This is a genomic window from Massilia agri (assembly GCF_024753255.1).
Taxonomy (GTDB): Bacteria; Pseudomonadota; Gammaproteobacteria; order Burkholderiales; family Burkholderiaceae_D; genus Telluria; species Telluria agri.
Map to the genome: position 1 here is coordinate 391,666 of NZ_JANUHA010000001.1, position 18,069 is coordinate 409,734.

Here is an 18,069-nt window from a genome sequence, read left to right on the forward strand (position 1 = left end):
GACTGAACCACGCTTCGCCGAACGCGCGTTCAACCGGCTCTTGAATAAACGATACTCTGCTCGGCCGTGATTTGAACGCGCGGACGGCAGAGCCGTCCACCCTACGAGAAAGCGGGTAAATCCGCCGCTTTTCTCTCCTTGCGCAATCCTTCTCCTGCGCAATAATGGCGATGCTTCCCCCATTCCGGATCCCGCCACCCCATGTCCACCGCTACTCCCGACCGCCACACCGCCCGCTGGAAATCGTTTATCAAGGACTGCGACGCCCTCGTCGGCTTTGCCGAGCCGATGCAGGTCTCGGGCCGGGTCACGCGCGTGGCCGGCCTGGTGATGGAGTGCGTCGGCCTGAAACTGGCCGTCGGCAGCGCCTGCACCATCCCCGTCGCCAACGGCTTGAGGATCGAGGCCGAGGTGGTGGGCTTCGAAGGCGAGCGCCTGTTCCTGATGCCGCAGAGCGATGTCGAGGGCGTGGTGCCGGGCTCGCGCGTGTTCCCGGTCGAGTCGGCCCTGCCGAAGCCGGGCTCCGTGCCCCACCCGCGCCGCCGCCCGAGCGACCGCGCGCGCCACCTGCCGGTCGGCATGCAGCTGCTGGGCCGGGTGGTCGACGGCGCCGGCCGCCCGCTGGACGGCAAGGGCCCGCTCAGCAACGATGAGGTCGGCCCGCTGAATGCCCGCCCCATCAACCCGCTCGACCGCGCGCCGATCTCGGAAACCCTGGACGTGGGCGTGCGCGCCATCAATGCCATGCTCACCGTGGGCCGCGGCCAGCGCCTGGGCCTGTTCGCCGGTACCGGCGTCGGCAAGTCGGTGCTGCTGGGGATGATCGCCCGCTATACGACCGCCGACGTGATCGTGGTCGGCCTGATCGGCGAACGGGGCCGCGAGGTGAAGGAATTCATCGAGCAGATCTTGGGCCCGGTGGGCCGCGCGCGCTCGGCGGTGGTGGCGGCGCCGGCCGACGCCCCGCCCCTGATGCGCCTGCAGGGCGCGGCCTATGCCACGGCCATCGCCGAGCACTTCCGCGAGCAGGGCAAGAATGTTCTCTTGATCATGGATTCGCTGACCCGCTATGCGATGGCCCAGCGCGAGATCGCCCTCGCCATCGGCGAACCGCCCGCGACCAAGGGCTACCCTCCATCGGTGTTCGCCAAGCTTCCGGTGCTGGTCGAGCGCGCCGGCAACGGCGTCGAGGGCGGCGGTTCGATCACCGCCTTTTATACCGTGCTGTCCGAGGGCGATGACCAGCAGGACCCGATCGCCGACGCGGCGCGCGGTATCCTCGACGGCCACATCGTGCTGAACCGCCACCTGGCCGAGGCCGGCCACTACCCGGCGATCGACATCGAGCAGTCGATCTCGCGCGCCATGCACGGCATCACCACCCACGAGCACCAGCTGGCGGCGCGCAAGCTGAAGCAGCTGTACTCGCGCTACCAGCGTTCGCGCGACCTGATCAGCGTCGGCGCCTACGCCGCCGGCAGCGACCCGGTGCTCGACCAGGCCATCGCCAAGCACGAGCAGATCGAGAATTTCCTGTGCCAGGAAATCCACGACAACGCGGGCATGCTGGAGAGCTTGGGGCAATTGACCTCTCTATTCCAAGGTTAAAAAATGCCGGGCGGAACTATACTGTGTTCCTTTAGTGTGAATAAGTATGGCCAAGACTTCCGCCTTAGAGACCTTGATCGACCTCGCGCAGCGCGATTCGGATGCGATCGCCAAGCGCCTGGGCGTCGCCCTCAAGGCGGTGGAGGAAGCCGAGCAGAAGCTGGTGATGCTGGATGGCTACCGCGACGAGTACGTGCGCAAGCTGGACGCGGCTCAGATGAACGGCATCACGCCCTTCGCCTACCAGAACTTCGTCGCCTTCATCGGCAAGCTGGACAACGCGATCATCGGCCAGCGCGAGGTGATCAAGCATGCGAAGTACAAGGCGGATGTGGAAAAGAAGGCATGGCAGGAAAGCGAGCGCAAGCGCCTGTCCTACCGCACCCTGAACGAACGCGCGGCTGCGGAAGCGCTGGCGATCGAGAACAAGCGCGACCAGAAACTGATGGACGACCACGCGGCCCGTGGCGCCCGCTACAAGCAGAATTGAACGAGCAGGGCCGAACCGAGGCAGAACAACCATGACGATGCAGACGACTACCCTTCCGTTCCAGGTCTCCGGCGGCAACGCACTGAGCCAGCCGCCGCAGCGCAATGCGGCCGCCGGCATGCAGGCGCCCGAATCGAACTTCGGCGCCACGCTCTCGCGCGAGATCGCCCAGCGCCAGGCCGCGCCGGGCGTGAACGCCGCGCCGGCCCCCGCCAGCCAGGCCAACCGTCCGGCCCAGGGCGCCCAGGGCAAGCCGACTGCCGCCGACAAGCCGGCCGCCCAGGGTCCGAAAGCCGCCGCGCGCGAGCCGGCGAAACAGAACGACGCCACCGATGCCCCGGCAACGGCGCAGGCGGGGGCAGCGTCGGCCGAGTCCGCCGACGGCGCCGAGGATGCCGCCGCAGCCGAGTCGGCAGCCGCCGCCGCGAGCAACCCGGTCACGGACATGCTGGCCTTCATGGCCAGCCTGGCCCAGCCGGCCCAGGCAGCGCCGGCCGGCACCGAGGCGCCCCTCGCCGCCGGCGGCGCCGATCTGCAGCTCGCCGCGCTCCAGTCCGCTTTTGCCAAGCTCGACGGCGCCGATGCCGCCGCCACCGATGCCGGCCTGGCAGGCGCCACCGAAGCGGAGGCCGACACCGGCTTTGCCCTGAGCGCGGGCGTCCAGCCTGCCGCCGACGAGAGCGCCGACCTGCGCGCGCTCCAGCAAGGCGCCCAGAACGCCGTCCAGGCCGACGCCGGCAAGCTGCAGGGCCAGGCGCGCGAGACTGCCGCCCAGGCCGCCGCAACGACCGAGTCCGCGCCGGCCCCGGCCACCGTCCAGCTGCAGGCCCAGGCCGCCAAGCTCGAGGCGCTCAACCCTGCCGCCGCGCCGTCCGACCGCATCCCGGCACGGGTCGGCACCCAGGCCTGGGACAACCAGGTCAGCCAGCGCATCGTCTACATGGTCGGCAAGGAACAGGCCGCGACCCTCACCCTGAATCCGCCGGATCTCGGCCCGGTGCAGATCGTGCTGAACGTGAGCAACGACCAGGCCAGCGTAGCCTTCTCCTCCAGCCAGCTGGAGGTGCGCCAGGCCCTGGAAAACGCCCTGCCCCGCCTGCGTGAAATGATGGGCGAGAACGGCATTGCCCTGGGCAATGCGACCGTGGATGCGGGCGTCCCGGACCAGCGCCAGGCGCAGCAGGACGGCGAGCGCCGCGGCCGTGGCGGCAATGGCGCCGATGGCTCCGGTTCGGGTGTCGATCAGGGCAATGTCGCCGCGAACGACAATGCCCGTCCCGTGACGCGCACCGTGGCCGTGGGCGACCGCGGCGCGGTCGATATCTTCGCCTGAGGCGCATGAATGGGCGGCCCGCAGCCGCCCAATGTTTAAACCGTCATCTCCCTGGCGCAACAATCGTCGGGATTGCCGACTGTTATGCCCTCTTTTCCGGGCATGGCTGTCTTCGGACCCGCACGATAATGCCATAATGACGGACACAATCTTTCTAGCAGTAAAAAGGTATTTTTGATGGCAACTGCAAAACCGAAAGCCGCCCCTGCAGCAGACGCAGCCCCAGCAGCACCGGCCGGCTCCAAGAAAAAGCTGATCATCATCATCGCCGCAGCCGTGCTGCTGCTGGGCGGCGGCGGCGGCGCGGCCTGGTACTTCCTGGATGGCGCCGCCGGGGCCGCGCACGAGGAACCGTCGAAGGAAAGCAAGAAGAAAAAGAAGGACCCGGAAGCCAAGCCGGAATACGTGCCGGTCGAGGCCTTCACCGTCAACCTGCAGCCGGAGAACGGCGAGCAGTACCTGCAGGTGCAGTTCACCCTGCAGGTCGCGGGCGCCGAGCAGGCCACCGTCATCAAGGACAATATGGCGATCGTGCGCAACCGCGTGCTGCTGCTCCTGTCGAGCAAGAAGGCATCGGAGATCAGCACGCTCGAAGGCAAGCAGCAGCTCGCCGCCGAGATCCAGGCCGTCGTCACCGATCCTTTCGAGAAAGGTGGCGACGAGCAGGAAGTCAGCGACGTACTCTTCACCTCGTTTATCATCCAGTGATTCATTGATCGAGTAAAACTGAAGCACCATGGCCGATAATTTCCTCTCCCAGGAAGAAGTCGATGCCCTCTTAAAAGGGGTCAACGGCGATCAGGACGACATCGCGGCGCCTGAAGATACCTCGGGGGTACGCACCTATAACCTGGCAACGCAGGAGCGGATCGTCCGCGGCCGCATGCCGACGCTCGAGATCATCAACGAGCGTTTCGCCAGGTATCTGCGGGTGGGCCTGTTCAACTTCCTGCGCCGCAGCGCCGAAGTCTCGGTCGGCTCGGTGCGGGTGTCCAAGTACAGCGAGTTCATCCGCAACCTGGTGGTGCCGACCAACCTCAACCTGATCCACATGAAGCCGCTGCGCGGCACGGCGCTGATGGTGTTCGACCCGGGCCTCGTGTTCCTGCTGGTCGACAACCTGTTCGGCGGCGACGGCCGCTTCCACACCCGCGTGGAAGGCCGCGACTTCACCCAGACCGAGCAGCGCATCATCATGCGCATCCTCGACATCGTGTTCGAGGCCTATGCGAAATCCTGGGAACCGGTGTATCCGATCGAGTTCGAGTACATCCGTTCCGAGATGAACACGCAGTTCGCCAACATCGCGACCCCGAACGAGGTCGTGGTGTCCTGCACCTTCACCATCGAACTCGGTTCGGTGTCGGGCCAGATCCACTTCTGCATGCCCTACTCGATGATCGAGCCGATCCGCGATGCGCTGACCTCGAGCATCCAGGGCGAGGCCCTGGAAGTCGACAAGCGTTGGGTGCGCCTGATGACCCAGCAGATCCAGGTTGCCGAGGTCGAGCTGGTGGCGGTGCTGGGCGAAGGCCGGGCCAACTTCGACGAGATCCTCAACATGAAGGTCGGCGACGTGATTCCAATTACCATCCCCGAGACCCTGCAGGCGACAGTGGACGGGGTGCCGGTGATGGACTGCAGCTACGGCGTCTTCAACGGCCAGTACGCCCTGAAGGTCGAGAAACTGCTGGCCAACAGCGACAGCTTCAACAAATAATTTTCTGCCGGCGCCTCGCGCCGGCGAGTAACAGGAGAGCATCATGTCTGATACCCAGGACGACCAGGGCAGCCTCGACGACGATTGGGGCGCGGCGATTGCCGAGCAGGCCGCGGCCGAAGCGGCGGCGCTCGAGCGCCAGCAGCAGGCGGCGGCAGCGGCCCCGACCGCGGCCGTGTTCAAGGACTTCTCGAACAAGGGCGCGCGCAACGAGACCCCGAACGACATCGACTTCATCCTCGACATCCCGGTCCAGCTGACCGTGGAGCTGGGGCGCACCAAGATCGCGATCAAGAACCTGCTGCAGCTGGCCCAGGGCTCCGTGGTCGAGCTCGACGGCCTGGCCGGCGAGCCGATGGACGTGCTCGTCAACGGCTGCCTGATCGCGCAGGGCGAGGTCGTCGTCGTGAACGACAAGTTCGGCATCCGACTCACTGATATCATTACGCCATCGGAACGGATCAGAAAACTGAATAAATGACGCCAAGCAATCACGTAGGGTGGACGGGTCTCCCGTCCGCGCGTTCAAACAGCGCGAAGATGGACGATGCGCCAGTTTGCACCGTGTATTTGAACGCGCGGTCGGCGAAGCGTAATCTGGTCCACCGGACCAGATTACCCCTACGGATTGCGGCGGCGCTTCTGCTGCTGCCTCTGGCGGCGTGCGCCGCGCCGGTGGTTGCCGATCAAAGCGCTCCGGTTCAGCAACAGGCCACTGCGCAACCGGTGCAGGCCGCACCAGCTCCCGCTCCTGCTGCCACCGCGCCGATCCCCGCGCCCGCTCCCGCTTCCCAGGAAACCCAGCCGCTCCCGCGCGGCGCCACCACCGCCGGCCGCCCGGCCACCCCGGCGCGCCCTGCCCCGTCCGGCCCGGTCTCGACGCCGGTCCAGGTGAGCGGCCCGGCCGATCCCGCGAACGTGCCCGCCACCGAAGCGCCGGCCACCGCCCCCGCGCTCGAACCCGCCCCCGTACAGCGTCCGCCCCAGGTCGTGATGCCGGCGTCCGCCGCGCCGAGCACCGGCGGCCTGCTGCAGACCATCCTCGCCCTGGTGCTGGTGCTCGGCATCCTGCTGGGCCTGGCCTGGTTCCTGAAGCGCTTCGGTCCGCGCGGCATGATGGGCGGCGCCAACGTCAAGCTCGTTGGCGCGCTCAATATCGGCGGGCGCGAGCGTATCATGGTGGTGGAGGTCGGCGACCAGTGGATCGTCGTCGGCGCCTCGCCGGGACGGGTCAATGCCCTGGCCACCATGCCGCGCCAGGAAGGCGCGCAGGAGCATGCCCAGCTGGCCGGACATGCGGCGCCGGCCGCCAGCTTTGGCGACTGGCTCAAGAAAACGATAGACAAACGTAATGCGAACTAAACGATTCCTGCTGGGCGCGGGACTGGCCGCCCTGGGGCTGCTGCCGCTGCTGGCCCTCGCGCAACCCGGCATCCCGGCCTTCACCACCAGCCCGGCCCCGGGCGGCGGCACGGCCTACTCGCTGCCGGTCCAGACCCTGATCCTGCTGACGGCGCTCACCTTCCTGCCGGCGGCGCTCCTGATGATGACGGCCTTCACCCGCATCATCATCGTGCTCTCCCTGCTGCGCCAGGCCATCGGCACCCAGACCGCGCCGCCAAACCAGGTGATGGTGGGCCTGGCGCTGTTCCTGACCTTCTTCGTGATGGGGCCGACGTTCGATCGCATCTACACCGAGGCTTATTTGCCGCTGCAGGAAAACAAGATGCAGATGGGCCAGGCGCTCGAGCGCGGGGTGGTGCCGCTGAAGGAATTCATGATCAAGCAGACCCGCCAGTCCGATCTCGCCCTGTTCGTCAAGATTTCGCGCTCGCCGGCCCTGCAGGGCCCCGAGGACATCCCGCTGCGGGTCCTGATCCCGGCTTTCGTCACGAGCGAACTGAAGACGGCTTTCCAGATCGGCTTCGCGATCTTCATCCCCTTCCTCATCATCGACATGGTGGTGGCGTCCGTGCTGATGGCGATGGGTATGATGATGATGTCGCCGGCGGTGATCTCCCTGCCTTTCAAGCTGATGCTGTTCGTGCTGGTCGATGGCTGGCAACTGCTGCTGGGCTCCCTGGCCCAGAGTTTCTATTAGAGGTGCGCGCATGACTCCCGAAACCGTCATGACGATGGGCCGCACGGCGATGGAGGTGACCCTGATGGTCTCCGCTCCGCTGCTGCTGGTGGCGCTCATCATCGGCCTGGTCATCAGCATCTTCCAGGCCGCCACCCAGATCAACGAAGCGACCCTGTCCTTCATCCCCAAGCTGGTCGGCATCTTCATCGCCCTCGTGGTGGCCGGGCCCTGGATGCTGTCGACCATGCTCGACTACATGCGCCAGGTCTTCACCGGCATTCCCGGCATGATCGGCTGAAGGCGCAGCCCGCATGCTGAGCCTGACCACGGGCGAGATGAATGCCTGGATCGCGGGGCTGCTGTGGCCGCTCACGCGCATCCTCGGCCTCGTCGCCTCCGCCCCGCTGTTCGGCAATGCCGGCGTGCCGATGTCGATCAAGCTGGCGCTGGGCGTGCTGCTCGCCTCCGTCATCGCCCCTACCGTTCCGAGCGTGCCGGCGCTCGACCCGACCGGCTGGGCGGGCCTCTTGATCCTGGTGAAGGAACTCCTGATCGGCGTGGCAATGGGCTTCGCGATGCGCATCGTGTTCGCCGCCATCGAGTATGCGGGCGAGGTGGCCAGCATGACCATGGGCCTGGGCTTCGCCGTCTTCTTCGATCCGAGCTCCCGCGGCCGCTCCTCGGCGGTCAGCCAGTTCATGGCCCTGGTCGCGACCATGGCCTTCCTTGCCGTGAACGCCCACCTGGTGCTGCTGGCGGCGCTGGCGGAAAGTTTTGTCGCCCTGCCGATCTCGGAGACGCCCTTCTCCGGCAACGCGCCGCTGGAGCTGGCGCGCTGGGGCGCGAAGATCTTCACCAGCGGCCTGCAGCTGTCGCTGCCGATCGTCGCGGCCTTGCTCATCACCAACGTGGCGCTGGGCATCCTGACGCGCGCGGCGCCCCAGCTAAACATCTTCGGTATCGGCTTCCCGGTGACGCTGGGCGTGGGCTTCCTGACCCTGAGCCTGGCCATGCCCTACCTCGGCATGCCGATCGTGAAGCTGTTCAACGAGGGCATCGAGGCCGGACGCGCGGTGCCGCGCGCCGGGGCGGCGCGGCCCGCCCAGCCGGCGCCCGCCAGGCCGCTGCAGCCGGCGCCGGGTTGAAGCCGAGCGCCGGCTGACCGGCGTTTGCGCTAGAGTTGGCGCCATGCCGACCATTTCACGACTCCTTGCCGCAGGCCTGCTGGCCAGCGCTTCTACCTGCTCCTTCGCCGGCCCCACGCCCGCCCCAGTGCGCGCCGAGATCGACGCCCTGCTGGGCAGGATTGCGGCCTCGAACTGCCAGTTCGAACGCAACCGCAGCTGGCACAATGCCGCAGACGCGCGCGCCCACCTGCTGCGCAAGCTCACGTACATCGAGAAGCGCACCGAGACCATCACCCGCACGGAACAGTTCATCGAGCACGCCGCCTCGAAGAGCAGCTTCACGGGCCGCCCGTATCGCGTCAGGTGCGGCAATGGCGAGCCGGTCGAAAGCCGTGCCTGGCTGATGCGGGAACTGCAGACGCTGCGTTCGGCGAAACCATAAAAAAAGACCAGGCCGAAGCCTGGTCTTTTGCAATCATCTAGACCTTCAGACGATTAGTAGCTGTAGCTCGCAGCGAAGCCGAAGCGACGGAACTGCGGCGACGTGGTGCTCCAGCCACCGCGCCAGTTGATCGGACGCTCGCGGGCGAAGACGTTGTCGACATAGCCGCTCAGACGCACGTGCGGGATGCCCGTGTAGGTCAGCGCGTAGTTCCAGGTGGTGTTGCTGCCGACACGGCCGCAGGTGTCCATGTACTGGGCTGCAACCTTCTGGGTCACGCAGTAGGTCGGCTGGTCGATGCTGTTGGTGCTGTAGCTGCTCGCGAAGTTGGCGGTGACGGCGTGGTCGAAGTCACCCTGCTTCAGGTAGGCCTTGGCAACCACGTTCAGGCGCGGACCGTAGTCGTAGGTTCCGGCTTCGTTCTGGGTGTAGGCGTTGTCGGTCACGCTGAAGGTCTGCAGCTTCCAGACGTAGCTACCCTCGAACTGCAGGCGCACGGTCTGGCCCAGCACGTTGAAGCGGCCCTTGCCGTCGAAGTCGAAGCCCTGCACGCGGGTGCGGCCGCTGTTGACGTACGGGCTGTAGATCATGCCCAGCTGGCCGACCTTGTAGGCGACCTGCGTGTCAGGAGCATACTTCTTCGCCAGTGCGATGAACTGGGCGTCGTAGGCGCTGCTGTCGATACGGATCACCTGGCCAGCCGGCAGGCCGTCTTCGCCACGCAGCATGTCGGGGACCGAGCGGCTGCCGATTTCATTACGACGCTCGATGAAGTAGTAGTCCAGGCCCACGCTCCAGTTCTTGACCGGCTCGAACACCATGCCGGCGGTCAGAGAACGCGAGGTTTCCGGCTTCAGGTCCGGGTTCGACTTCACGAAAGCCGGCACGCCGCCCGAGCACTCCGAGTTGCGGAAGCTGTTGGCTTGCTGCTTGTCCGCGGTGGTGGCGTTCGGTGCATTCTGCACGATGGCGTTCAGCTCGTTGGCGGTCGGGCAGCGCTTCAGGTCGTTGGTGCTGGACGAGAACGAGGAGCGGCCCAGGCCGTTACCCGATTCGACGATGTTCGGTGCGCGGAAGCCGCCCGATGCCGTCGCGCGCAGCAGCAGGCTGTCGGTTGCGTTGTAGGTCAGGCCCAGCTTCGGCGACACGTGCGCGTCCTGGTTGTCGGTCTTGTCCAGGCGGGCAGCGGCTTCCAGCTTGAGCTTCTTGGTCAACGGCACCGATGCTTCGGCGAAGACTGCGTACTGGTTGACGTCGTCGTCAACCTGCAGGCCGGCGATGCCGACCAGCGTGCCGTCCAGGACGTTGTCCGAGCTCTTCATCCAGTAAGCGTTGTTGCGGATGTCGGTACCGAAGGCAACGCTCAGCGCGCCTGCCGGCAGCTGCATCAGCTCCTTGGTGATGGTGGCGTCGAAGAACTTCACGACCGCTTCGCCATCAGTGGTACGGACCGGGAACATCGCGTTCAGCAGGGCCGGATCGTTTTGCTGGCCGAACTTGTAGGTGCCGTTGACGATCGCGTTGGTGTAGGCCTCGCCGGCCAGGGCGCGGGTGGCCTTGGTGGCGGTCGACTTGGCCCAGCCAGCTGCCGATTTCCAGTCCCAGCCGGCATAGGTGCCGTTCAGGGTCAGCATCACGCGGGTCTGCTTGCTGTCCGTGTCGTTGAAGTTGAAGCCGTCACCGGTGTCCATCATGCGGGCGCGGTATTCGACCGGATAGTTGTACGGGTTCATCGGATGGCCGACCGGCAGCTTCGGATAGTAGAACGGACCGGCCATCTTGCCGCCGTACACGTTGTACCAGGTGCGCGGGGTGGTGGTGGTATAGCCGTCGCTCACGTTGAACGGCGTGATGATGTAGCCGTTCTCGGCGCCGGAATGCATGACTTCGAAGCTGGCGTCGATGTCCTGGCCGATGCGGAAGCTGGTGATGCTGGTGATCTGGTGACGCTTGTTATCGGTGGTCTGGCCGCTGTACGGCAGGATGTCCAGCTTGCACAGACCGTCGGACGGATCGATGTTGCCGGTCGGGCAGCCAGGCGCCGGAACGTAGTTCTTGGCGTCGGTGAAGTAGTTACCGGTCGGCGAGTAGACGCTCTTGGCATCCCAGGTCGAACGGCCCGGGGTCAGGCGGTGCCACGACGGATAGTGTTCGCGCAGGTCGCCCGCGGTGTAGCCGTCGCGCTTGTAGACTTCGGCGTTGATGTAGGTGTTGAAACCGTTGGTTTCGATGTCGCCCCAGCCTGCCATGATGGACACGTTGCGGTTGCGGTCATCGTGGAAATGCTGCGATTCCTTGTAGCTGCTGCGGACGCGGAAGCCGGTGAATTCCTTGCGCAGGACGAAGTTGATGACGCCTGCAATCGCGTCGGAGCCGTAAATTGCCGATGCGCCGTCCTTGAAGATCTCGACGCGTTCGATCGCATCGCTCGGGATCGCGTCGAGGTTGGTGAAGGCTTCCCGTGCGTTATCCGACAGGCCATACTGCGGCATGCGGCGGCCGTTGACCAGCACCAGGGTTGCAACCTTGGACAGGCCGCGGCTGGATGCCGACGACGAGCCGGTGGCGAAGCTGCCGCCGCTGGCGGTTGCCGAGTCGCTGCCGGCATAGACCGAGGCGGTGGAGGTCAGGATGCCCAGGGCCGTCGTCTGGCCGGTCTTTTCGATGTCGTCGCGGTTCAGGACCTGGACTGCAGCAGCTGCTTCAATTTCGGTACGCTTGATGCTCGAACCGGTGACTTCGACGCGCTGCATCTTCAGCGGTTCAGCTGCCGGAACTTCTTGTGCGCCGACGAATGCCGGGAAGGCCATGCTCAGAGCGACTGCAATTGCGCTCTTGTTAAAAGTACTCTTGTGCTTCACAACGACTCCTGGATAGTGAATTTTTTCTAACTTTCTCGCACTGCTACCTGAATATTGTTTGAACTTCATGTAACTGCACGCAGAAATACTCTTACATAACATTGCTTTTCCGCAAAGCAGCAAAGTGAGTTTTTGTTAGGAAATTTTGATAAACGATACATCCGTCGCGTAGAAGATACGTTTTGTTACTCACAGACAACATAGTTGTTACACGGACGTCAATACAACCATATGCTTTTGTCATAAAGTTATCCACTTTTGTAGTGAAGTTTTTCCAAACCGTGCAAATATTATTCGGTGGTTTGCAAAATACATCGAATATTGCGTTTTGCTTTTACGCATAAAAAAAGCCGGCTTGCGCCGGCTTGTTTTGTTAACGAACAGATCACAGGTAGTTGAACAGGGACAATCCTGACATGGTCTTGAACGACATCTGGGCCGCCTGCAGGGTCGTTTGCTGCTGCGAGAATTCCGAAATGGCCTTAACCGCGTCCAGGTCCTGCAGGTCGCCCAGGGTCGCGGCGTACTGGATGTCGAGGTCGTCCCCCGCACTGTCGAGGTAGTCGAGCTCTTTCATGTGGGCGCCGACCGAGGCCTGTACGGTCAACACGTTGTCGTGGGCCTGACTGAGGTTGTCAAGCGCCGTGTTTAGCCGGTTCGTCAGCGCCGCCTTGCCAGCCGTGCCGTCGGCTGGCGCTTTCAGGGCAGCAATGAGGTCGGTGACCGTGGTAAATATCGACTGCTTGGTACTGGGTGCGATCGTGAACTCATCGCCGGCAGCGGGTTCGCCCTTGATATCGAAGGTGATGCCGCCAAAGGAAATCGCCTTGCCCGCCTCGTACACCGCGGCATCGTGGCCGGGAACCGGATCGCCCGCTTCGTCGACCACGGTATAGGTAGTCACGGGGGGGGTGCTGGCATCGGTCGCGAAGGTCAGCGTGTACGACTTCCTCCCCTCGGCCAGGCCGCGGTTGACCACCGAACCCGGCGAGATGATGGCGCCCCCGGCATTGTCGTCGGCGGCTTGGGTCTGGAAGGTGCCGTTGCCGGTCAGGTTGTTCTCGAATACGGCGCTGCCCGAGGCCGACAGTGGAATCTTGCGCGATGCGCCGACCTGCAACTGGCGCTGGCCCTGGTCACCGTTGTAACCGGCCCCTTCCGGGGTGCGGGTGAAAGGCTGGGTCGTGGCCATATAGCCGGAGAACAGGTAGCCGCCTGCGCCATCGGTGCTATTGGCCACGCCCAGCAGGTCTGCGAGACGCCCTTCCAGCTCAGTCGCAAGGGCCTTCCGGTCGCTCGGCAGCATGCTCCCGTTACCGGCATTCACGGTCAGCCGCTGGATGTCCTGCAGCAGGTCGCCAGCGTTCTGCAGCGCACCTTCCACTGCGGACAGGGAGGAACGCGCACTGGCGCGGTTGGTGGCGAACTGGCTGTTCATCTCACGCGACTGGCTTACCTCCAGCGCGCGTGCCGACGCCACCGGGTCGTCCGCCGGGGTCAGGATGCGGCGGTTGGTCGACAGCTGCATCTGGGTTCGCGCCAGCGCGCTCTGCAGCGTGTTCAGCTGGTTGGTGGCATTGCCGTAGATCGACAGGGTACTGATGCGCATGACTGCTCCGTATTACTTGGATTAACGGCCGATCGACAGCAGGGTGTCGAAAATGGTGCCGGCGATCTGCATGACCTTGCCCGCAGCCTGGTAGGCCTGCTGGTACTTGATCAGGTTAGTCGCTTCCTCGTCCAGGTTCACTCCTGAGACGTCCTGGGCCGCGGTCCTGGTCTGGGCCAGCAGGGCTTCGGCGGCCTGGCCGTTGACCTGCACTTCGCGGGTCTTGTTGCCCACCGTGCTGACCAGCTGGGCGTAGGAGGACTGCAGGGTGGCGGTGCCGCCGTTAAAGATGTTCTTGGTCTGCAGGTCGCCGAGCAGGCCGATGTTGCGGGTGTCGCCCACGCCGCCGCTGTTGTCCTTGATGTCGAACTTGTCGCCATCGCCTGGCGTGCCGCTCAGGGTGATGCTGACGCCGCCGAAGGTATAGGTGGCGCCATCCTCGAATGCGACGGGATTGGTGAAGGGACCGCTCTCCACACCTTTGCTGTCGACGATACGGACCTGCATTCCGGCCGGAAAGCCATCCAGCATTCCGGTATCCTTGTCATAGATCAGCTCGACAGGCAAACCCGGCGCACCCGTCAGAAAATCCTTGTCCACCGTGCCCGGGCTGATCTTCACATTGCCCGTATTGCCCACCGGGGTTTCGGTGACGATCGGCGCCGCCGCGGCAATGCCGGCCACATCCTTGACCAGCACATTGAAGTTGGCGGCGCCGGCCACTGTCGGACGCACCAGGAAACTGTCGCCAACGGCGACCGTGCCGGTCGAGATCATGAAGTCGATCCCGTCGGCCTTGACGGGATTGCCGTCCGGGATATAGTCCTTGATCACACGTTCATTGTCGGACAGGCGGTAGACGTTGTAGCCGGTGCTGCTGAATTCGACCTTGTAGTCGCTGTCCTTCAGGTCAGCCGGATCGCGCACGATGGCCTCGACCGCAACGTCGCTGGTCGAAGCATTCTTCTCGTTCCTGCCAACCACGGCTTTCGCAACCTGGAAGAAGTCCTGACCTGGCTTGCCTCCCTGGTCCAGGCCCAGCTTGTGCTGGGCATTGAACTCGATCGCCATGCCGATCGCCACCTTGCCCAAGGCGCTCTGGGCCGGATCCAGCGTCTTGCTGCGGAACTCGAGCGCGCCGCCGAGGGTGCCGCCGCTCAGGGCGCTGTCGGCCAAGGTCGAGACCTTGTTGCCGGTGACGTAGCCCACGTCGATACGGCCCGGGTCCGTCGGCGATTTGACGCCCGCCAGCTGGAAGGCGCGCTGGCCCACCACCAGGGGCTGGCCGTTGCCGATCGACACCGTCAGGCTGTTGTTATCGCCCGGCATGACATTCGCCTTGACGTGGGTGTTCAGCTCCATCACCAGCTGGTCGCGCTTGTCGAGCAGGTCGTTCGGCACGCTCTGGTTGGCCGAGGCGAAGTTGCCGATCTGCTCGTTCAGCTGGGCGATCTGGTTGGCGTAGGAGTTGATCATCGTGACGCTGGTCTCGATGGTGCTGTTGACGCCCTCGCGGATCTCGCCGAAGCGGGCGTCGAGCGCCTGGAAGCGCGTCGCCAGGGTGTCGGCGGCGGACAGCATGGCCTGGCGCGAGGGCACCGAGGCGCGGTTGGCGGCCATGTCCTGCACGCCCTTGAAGAAGCCCTGCAGCGAAGGCGACAGGCCGGCGGTCTGGTCGGCCAGCATATTGTCGATCTGGCTGATCTGGGCATAGTAGGAATCCAGGCCGCTCTTGCTGGCCTGGGCGTTGCGCACCTGGGAGTTCAGGAATTCGTCGCTGTAGCGCTTGATCTGTGCGATCTGGGTGCCGGTGCCCTGGAAGCCGACGCCGGTGTCGAGCATGGGCGCGGTGGCCTGCACCACCACCTGGCGGTTGTAGCCGGCGACGTTGGCGTTGGTGATGTTGTGGCCGGTCGTGGCCAGGCCCGCCTGCGCCGCGAACAGGCCGCTTTTGCCAATGCTGAGGAGGTTACCGGACATTTATTTTTCCTTCTTAACGGTTCTATCTACGGCAGCAAAACGGAAAACTTGATTTGTCGTCCAGACAAGATCAGGCCAATGAATTCTTGATAATGCGAGTCAGCTTGGCCGCGTACAGCGGATCGGTGGCATAGCCCGCGCGCTGCAGGCCGTGGGCGAAGGCCGCGGCGTCGCCGCCGCTGCCCAGCACCTTCTCGTAGCGCGGGTTCTTCGCGAGCATATTGGCGTAGTCCTTGAAGGAGTCGGCCGGGGTGTCGTAGGCGCGGAACTTCTCGACCTTGCGGTGCGCCACGCCATTGACGTACTCGGTGGTCACGGCGGTGGCGACCTTCCCTTTCCAGCCCGGACCGGCCTTGATGCCGAACAGGTTGTTGCTGTTGGTTCCGTCCGCATTCCGGATCATGCGCTTGCCCCAGCCGCTTTCCAGCGCCGCCTGGCCGAGCATGAACTTGGCCGGCACGCCGGTGGCGCGCTCGGCTTCGGCCGCGTGCGCATGCAGCTTTTCCTGGAAGGCGCGCACGTGCGGCGCCTGGACCCGGCCGGACTCGGTGGTGAGCGGCAGCGCCGGCGCACCCGGCTGTTTCGCGCCGGTCTTGATCATGGTGGCCGCGTCCATGCCCGGACGCATGCTGCCGTCCAGCGGCGCCAGTGCCGAAGCCGCGGCTGCCGCCTTGCCTGCCGCGACGCCGTCGGCGCCGATCGCCAGCGCGGCGGCGCCGGTCTGGTTGGCGGTCAGCTGGCGGGTCAGCACGTCGGCCAGGCCCATGCCGCGCTTGGCCAGGTTCTGGCTCATCTGCTGGTCCAGCATGCCGGTGAACATCTTGGTCTGGTTATTGTCCATCAGCCCGTCCGCCGGCGTCGCGTCGCGCATGCTCTTCATCATCATATTGATGAACATGGCTTCGAACTGCGTGGCGGCCTCCTTCAGCGCGGCGGGCGAGCCGTTCTTCGCGCCTTGCTTGAGTTCGCCCAGGCCCTTGGTGTCGAGGGCGAACTTGCTGGTGAGGTCAGTGGACGGGGAACCGATCATGATGTGCCTAGTTGCCTGTTAGATGATCTCGAGCTCGGCGCGCAGCGAACCGGCGGCCTTCAGCGCCTGCAGGATGGCCAGCAGGTCTTGCGGCGTGGTGCCGATCGAATTCATGGCTTTCACCACTTCGGCCAGCGAGGCGCCGCCCTTGACCATGAGCACGCGGCCCGGGTCTTTCTTGATGTCGACCGAATTCTTCTGCACCACGGCGGTCTGGCCGCGCGAGCCCGGATTCGGCTGGCTCACCTCGAGATCGGCGCCGACCGTCACGGTCAGGTTGCCGTGCGAGATCGCGCAGTTTTCCAGCATCACGGCCTGGTTCATCACGACCGAACCGGTGCGCGCATTCATGATCACCTTGGCGGCGTCCCTGCTGCGCGAGACGTCGATGCTTTCCAGCTGGCCGATGAAGGCCACCCGCTGGTCGCTCGAGGACGGGGTGCGCACGCGGATCACGCGGCCGTCCAGGGCGGTGGCGATGCCGGCGCCGAACTGGTCGTTGATGGCTTCCACCACCTTGGCGGCGGTCGAGAAGTCGGTTTGCTTGAGTTCCAGGCGGATCTGGTTGTCGGCGCCGAGGTTCGAGGCGACGGCGCGCTCGACGGTGGCGCCATTCGATATCTTGCCGACCGACAGGTGGTTCACCTGCACCTGGGCGCCGCCGGCCTGGGCGCCGACGCCGCCGACCAGCACATTGCCCTGGCCCATGGCGTAGACCTGGCCATCAGCGCCGTGCAGCGGGGTCATGAGCAGGGTGCCGCCGCGCAGGCTCTTCGCATTGCCGATCGAGGACACGGTGATGTCGATGGTCTGGCCCGGCTGGGCGAAGGCCGGCAGCGAGGTGGTGACCATCACGGCCGCCACGTTCTTCAGCTGCAGCTGGGTGCCCGGCGGCAGGTTGATGCCCTTCTGCTGCAGCATGGCCTGGATCGACTGCACGGTGAACGGGGTCTGGCTGGTCTGGTCGCCGGTGCCGTCCAGGCCCACGACGATGCCGTAGCCCGACAGCTGGTTCTCGCGCACGCCGGCGATGCTGGCGAGGTCCTTCAGGCGCTCGGCCTGGGCCAGCGGAGCGGCGCCCAGCAGCGCGGTGCAGAGCATGAAGACGGTGGTCAACTTACGCATAACGAATCCTCAGAACGGCAGCATCGACTGGAAGAAGCGCGAGAACATATTGCTCAGCTCGGCTTTGTCGACACGGCTGTTGGTGCGGTACTCGACCCGTGCGTCGGCGACCACGGTCGAGGCGACGACGTTGCCCGGCTGGATGGTGTCGGGCGCCACCATGCCCGAGAAGCGGATGTACTCGACGCCCTTGTTCATGGCGACCTGCTTCTCGCCGGCCACGATCAGGTTGCCGTTCGGGAGCACTTCGGTGACCGTCACGCCTATCGTGCCCGTGAAATTGTTCGAGGCGCTCTGGGTGTCCGCGTCGGCAAACTTGTTCGCGCCTTCCAGGCCCACGCCCGCGCCAAGCTTGGCTTGCAGCGGACCCGGCACCGAGAAGCTGGCGCTGCCCGACTTGCTGCCGGTACTCGCGCCAGACTTGCCGGCCGAGGTGCGCTCGGTGATGTTCACGGTCAGCAGGTCGCCGATGTGGCGCGCGCGGCGGTCTTCGAACATCGGGCGGTAGCTGTTGGCGTTGTAGATGGCGCCGTCGTTGGCGGGCGCGGCCTGCACCAGCATCGGGCGGGCCGAGGTCGGGCCCTGGACGATGGAGCTTGGGGTGGTCGAGCAGCCGGCAAGAGCCAGCACGGCGACAACGAGAGCGAAAGAGGATTTCATG

General features: G+C 65.1%; 17 protein-coding genes. 11 read left to right on the plus strand and 6 right to left on the minus strand.

Features of this window, described 5'->3' with window-relative positions; all coding sequences use genetic code 11:
- Window positions 1-201 precede the first annotated feature (201 nt).
- From fliI to NX780_RS01805, 11 genes are all read left to right on the plus strand, one after another.
- Window positions 202-1,608 carry a flagellar protein export ATPase FliI gene (gene fliI, locus NX780_RS01755; RefSeq protein WP_307732571.1) on the plus strand — a complete coding sequence of 469 codons (1,407 nt, stop codon included), beginning with the start codon at window positions 202-204 and terminating at the stop codon, window positions 1,606-1,608.
- A 46-nt stretch (window positions 1,609-1,654) separates the two neighbouring features.
- Window positions 1,655-2,098, plus strand: coding sequence for a flagellar export protein FliJ (fliJ, locus tag NX780_RS01760; protein WP_258826148.1), 444 nt, complete (start codon window positions 1,655-1,657; stop codon window positions 2,096-2,098).
- 31 nt (window positions 2,099-2,129) lie between these two features.
- The gene (locus NX780_RS01765) at window positions 2,130-3,431 is read left to right on the plus strand and encodes a flagellar hook-length control protein FliK (RefSeq protein WP_258826149.1); all 1,302 of its coding nucleotides are present in this window, start codon (window positions 2,130-2,132) and stop codon (window positions 3,429-3,431) included.
- Window positions 3,432-3,608: 177 nt separating this feature from the next.
- A complete protein-coding gene (fliL, locus tag NX780_RS01770) occupies window positions 3,609-4,139 on the plus strand; it encodes a flagellar basal body-associated protein FliL (protein ID WP_258826150.1) in 531 nt (176 codons plus the stop codon).
- A gap of 28 nt (window positions 4,140-4,167) precedes the next feature.
- Window positions 4,168-5,151: a flagellar motor switch protein FliM gene (gene fliM, locus NX780_RS01775; protein ID WP_258826151.1), complete on the plus strand. Its 984-nt coding sequence runs from the start codon at window positions 4,168-4,170 to the stop codon at window positions 5,149-5,151.
- A gap of 43 nt (window positions 5,152-5,194) precedes the next feature.
- Complete coding sequence (fliN, locus tag NX780_RS01780) at window positions 5,195-5,632, plus strand: flagellar motor switch protein FliN (protein ID WP_258826152.1); 438 nt, start codon at window positions 5,195-5,197, stop codon at window positions 5,630-5,632.
- Between the two features lie 245 nt (window positions 5,633-5,877).
- On the plus strand, window positions 5,878-6,513 hold the full coding sequence (fliO, locus tag NX780_RS25305) for a flagellar biosynthetic protein FliO (protein ID WP_258826153.1): 636 nt from the start codon (window positions 5,878-5,880) through the stop codon (window positions 6,511-6,513).
- On the plus strand, window positions 6,503-7,252 hold the full coding sequence (fliP, locus tag NX780_RS01790) for a flagellar type III secretion system pore protein FliP (RefSeq protein ID WP_258826154.1): 750 nt from the start codon (window positions 6,503-6,505) through the stop codon (window positions 7,250-7,252). Before fliO ends, fliP begins: the two co-directional genes overlap by 11 nt.
- Before the next feature lie 10 nt (window positions 7,253-7,262).
- Complete coding sequence (fliQ, locus tag NX780_RS01795) at window positions 7,263-7,532, plus strand: flagellar biosynthesis protein FliQ (RefSeq protein WP_258826155.1); 270 nt, start codon at window positions 7,263-7,265, stop codon at window positions 7,530-7,532.
- 13 nt (window positions 7,533-7,545) lie between these two features.
- A complete protein-coding gene (fliR, locus tag NX780_RS01800; protein WP_258826156.1) occupies window positions 7,546-8,379 on the plus strand; it encodes a flagellar biosynthetic protein FliR in 834 nt (277 codons plus the stop codon).
- 43 nt (window positions 8,380-8,422) lie between these two features.
- Window positions 8,423-8,803: a YfeK family protein gene (locus NX780_RS01805; protein WP_258826157.1), complete on the plus strand. Its 381-nt coding sequence runs from the start codon at window positions 8,423-8,425 to the stop codon at window positions 8,801-8,803.
- A gap of 53 nt (window positions 8,804-8,856) precedes the next feature.
- On the opposite strand, the gene NX780_RS01810 is transcribed toward NX780_RS01805, so the two are convergent.
- The 6 genes from NX780_RS01810 to NX780_RS01835 form a co-directional block, all read right to left on the minus strand.
- A complete protein-coding gene (locus tag NX780_RS01810; RefSeq protein WP_258826158.1) occupies window positions 8,857-11,613 on the minus strand; it encodes a TonB-dependent receptor plug domain-containing protein in 2,757 nt (918 codons plus the stop codon).
- Window positions 11,614-12,049: 436 nt separating this feature from the next.
- The gene (flgL, locus tag NX780_RS01815; RefSeq protein WP_258826159.1) at window positions 12,050-13,273 is read right to left on the minus strand and encodes a flagellar hook-associated protein FlgL; all 1,224 of its coding nucleotides are present in this window, start codon (window positions 13,271-13,273) and stop codon (window positions 12,050-12,052) included.
- Between the two features lie 21 nt (window positions 13,274-13,294).
- A complete protein-coding gene (gene flgK, locus NX780_RS01820; protein WP_258826160.1) occupies window positions 13,295-15,253 on the minus strand; it encodes a flagellar hook-associated protein FlgK in 1,959 nt (652 codons plus the stop codon).
- 70 nt (window positions 15,254-15,323) lie between these two features.
- Complete coding sequence (gene flgJ, locus NX780_RS01825; RefSeq protein WP_258826161.1) at window positions 15,324-16,283, minus strand: flagellar assembly peptidoglycan hydrolase FlgJ; 960 nt, start codon at window positions 16,281-16,283, stop codon at window positions 15,324-15,326.
- Between the two features lie 18 nt (window positions 16,284-16,301).
- Complete coding sequence (locus tag NX780_RS01830) at window positions 16,302-17,408, minus strand: flagellar basal body P-ring protein FlgI (protein ID WP_258826162.1); 1,107 nt, start codon at window positions 17,406-17,408, stop codon at window positions 16,302-16,304.
- A gap of 9 nt (window positions 17,409-17,417) precedes the next feature.
- Window positions 17,418-18,068 carry a flagellar basal body L-ring protein FlgH gene (locus tag NX780_RS01835; RefSeq protein WP_258826163.1) on the minus strand — a complete coding sequence of 217 codons (651 nt, stop codon included), beginning with the start codon at window positions 18,066-18,068 and terminating at the stop codon, window positions 17,418-17,420.
- Window position 18,069 lies beyond the last annotated feature (1 nt).

Bases quoted from the DNA above. Each gene is read 5' to 3' on its own strand.
- flgJ (WP_258826161.1), bottom strand. From the start codon at position 16,283: ATGATCGGTTCCCCGTCCACTGACCTCACCAGCAAGTTCGCCCTCGAC.
- NX780_RS01805 (WP_258826157.1), top strand. From the start codon at position 8,423: ATGCCGACCATTTCACGACTCCTTGCCGCAGGCCTGCTGGCCAGCGCT.
- fliN (WP_258826152.1), top strand. From the start codon at position 5,195: ATGTCTGATACCCAGGACGACCAGGGCAGCCTCGACGACGATTGGGGC.
- fliM (WP_258826151.1), top strand. From the start codon at position 4,168: ATGGCCGATAATTTCCTCTCCCAGGAAGAAGTCGATGCCCTCTTAAAA.
- fliR (WP_258826156.1), top strand. From the start codon at position 7,546: ATGCTGAGCCTGACCACGGGCGAGATGAATGCCTGGATCGCGGGGCTG.
- flgK (WP_258826160.1), bottom strand. From the start codon at position 15,253: ATGTCCGGTAACCTCCTCAGCATTGGCAAAAGCGGCCTGTTCGCGGCG.
- NX780_RS01830 (WP_258826162.1), bottom strand. From the start codon at position 17,408: ATGCGTAAGTTGACCACCGTCTTCATGCTCTGCACCGCGCTGCTGGGC.
- flgL (WP_258826159.1), bottom strand. From the start codon at position 13,273: ATGCGCATCAGTACCCTGTCGATCTACGGCAATGCCACCAACCAGCTG.
- fliI (WP_307732571.1), top strand. From the start codon at position 202: ATGTCCACCGCTACTCCCGACCGCCACACCGCCCGCTGGAAATCGTTT.
- fliL (WP_258826150.1), top strand. From the start codon at position 3,609: ATGGCAACTGCAAAACCGAAAGCCGCCCCTGCAGCAGACGCAGCCCCA.
- NX780_RS01810 (WP_258826158.1), bottom strand. From the start codon at position 11,613: ATGGCCTTCCCGGCATTCGTCGGCGCACAAGAAGTTCCGGCAGCTGAA.
- fliP (WP_258826154.1), top strand. From the start codon at position 6,503: ATGCGAACTAAACGATTCCTGCTGGGCGCGGGACTGGCCGCCCTGGGG.
- NX780_RS01765 (WP_258826149.1), top strand. From the start codon at position 2,130: ATGACGATGCAGACGACTACCCTTCCGTTCCAGGTCTCCGGCGGCAAC.
- fliQ (WP_258826155.1), top strand. From the start codon at position 7,263: ATGACTCCCGAAACCGTCATGACGATGGGCCGCACGGCGATGGAGGTG.
- NX780_RS01835 (WP_258826163.1), bottom strand. From the start codon at position 18,068: ATGAAATCCTCTTTCGCTCTCGTTGTCGCCGTGCTGGCTCTTGCCGGC.
- fliJ (WP_258826148.1), top strand. From the start codon at position 1,655: ATGGCCAAGACTTCCGCCTTAGAGACCTTGATCGACCTCGCGCAGCGC.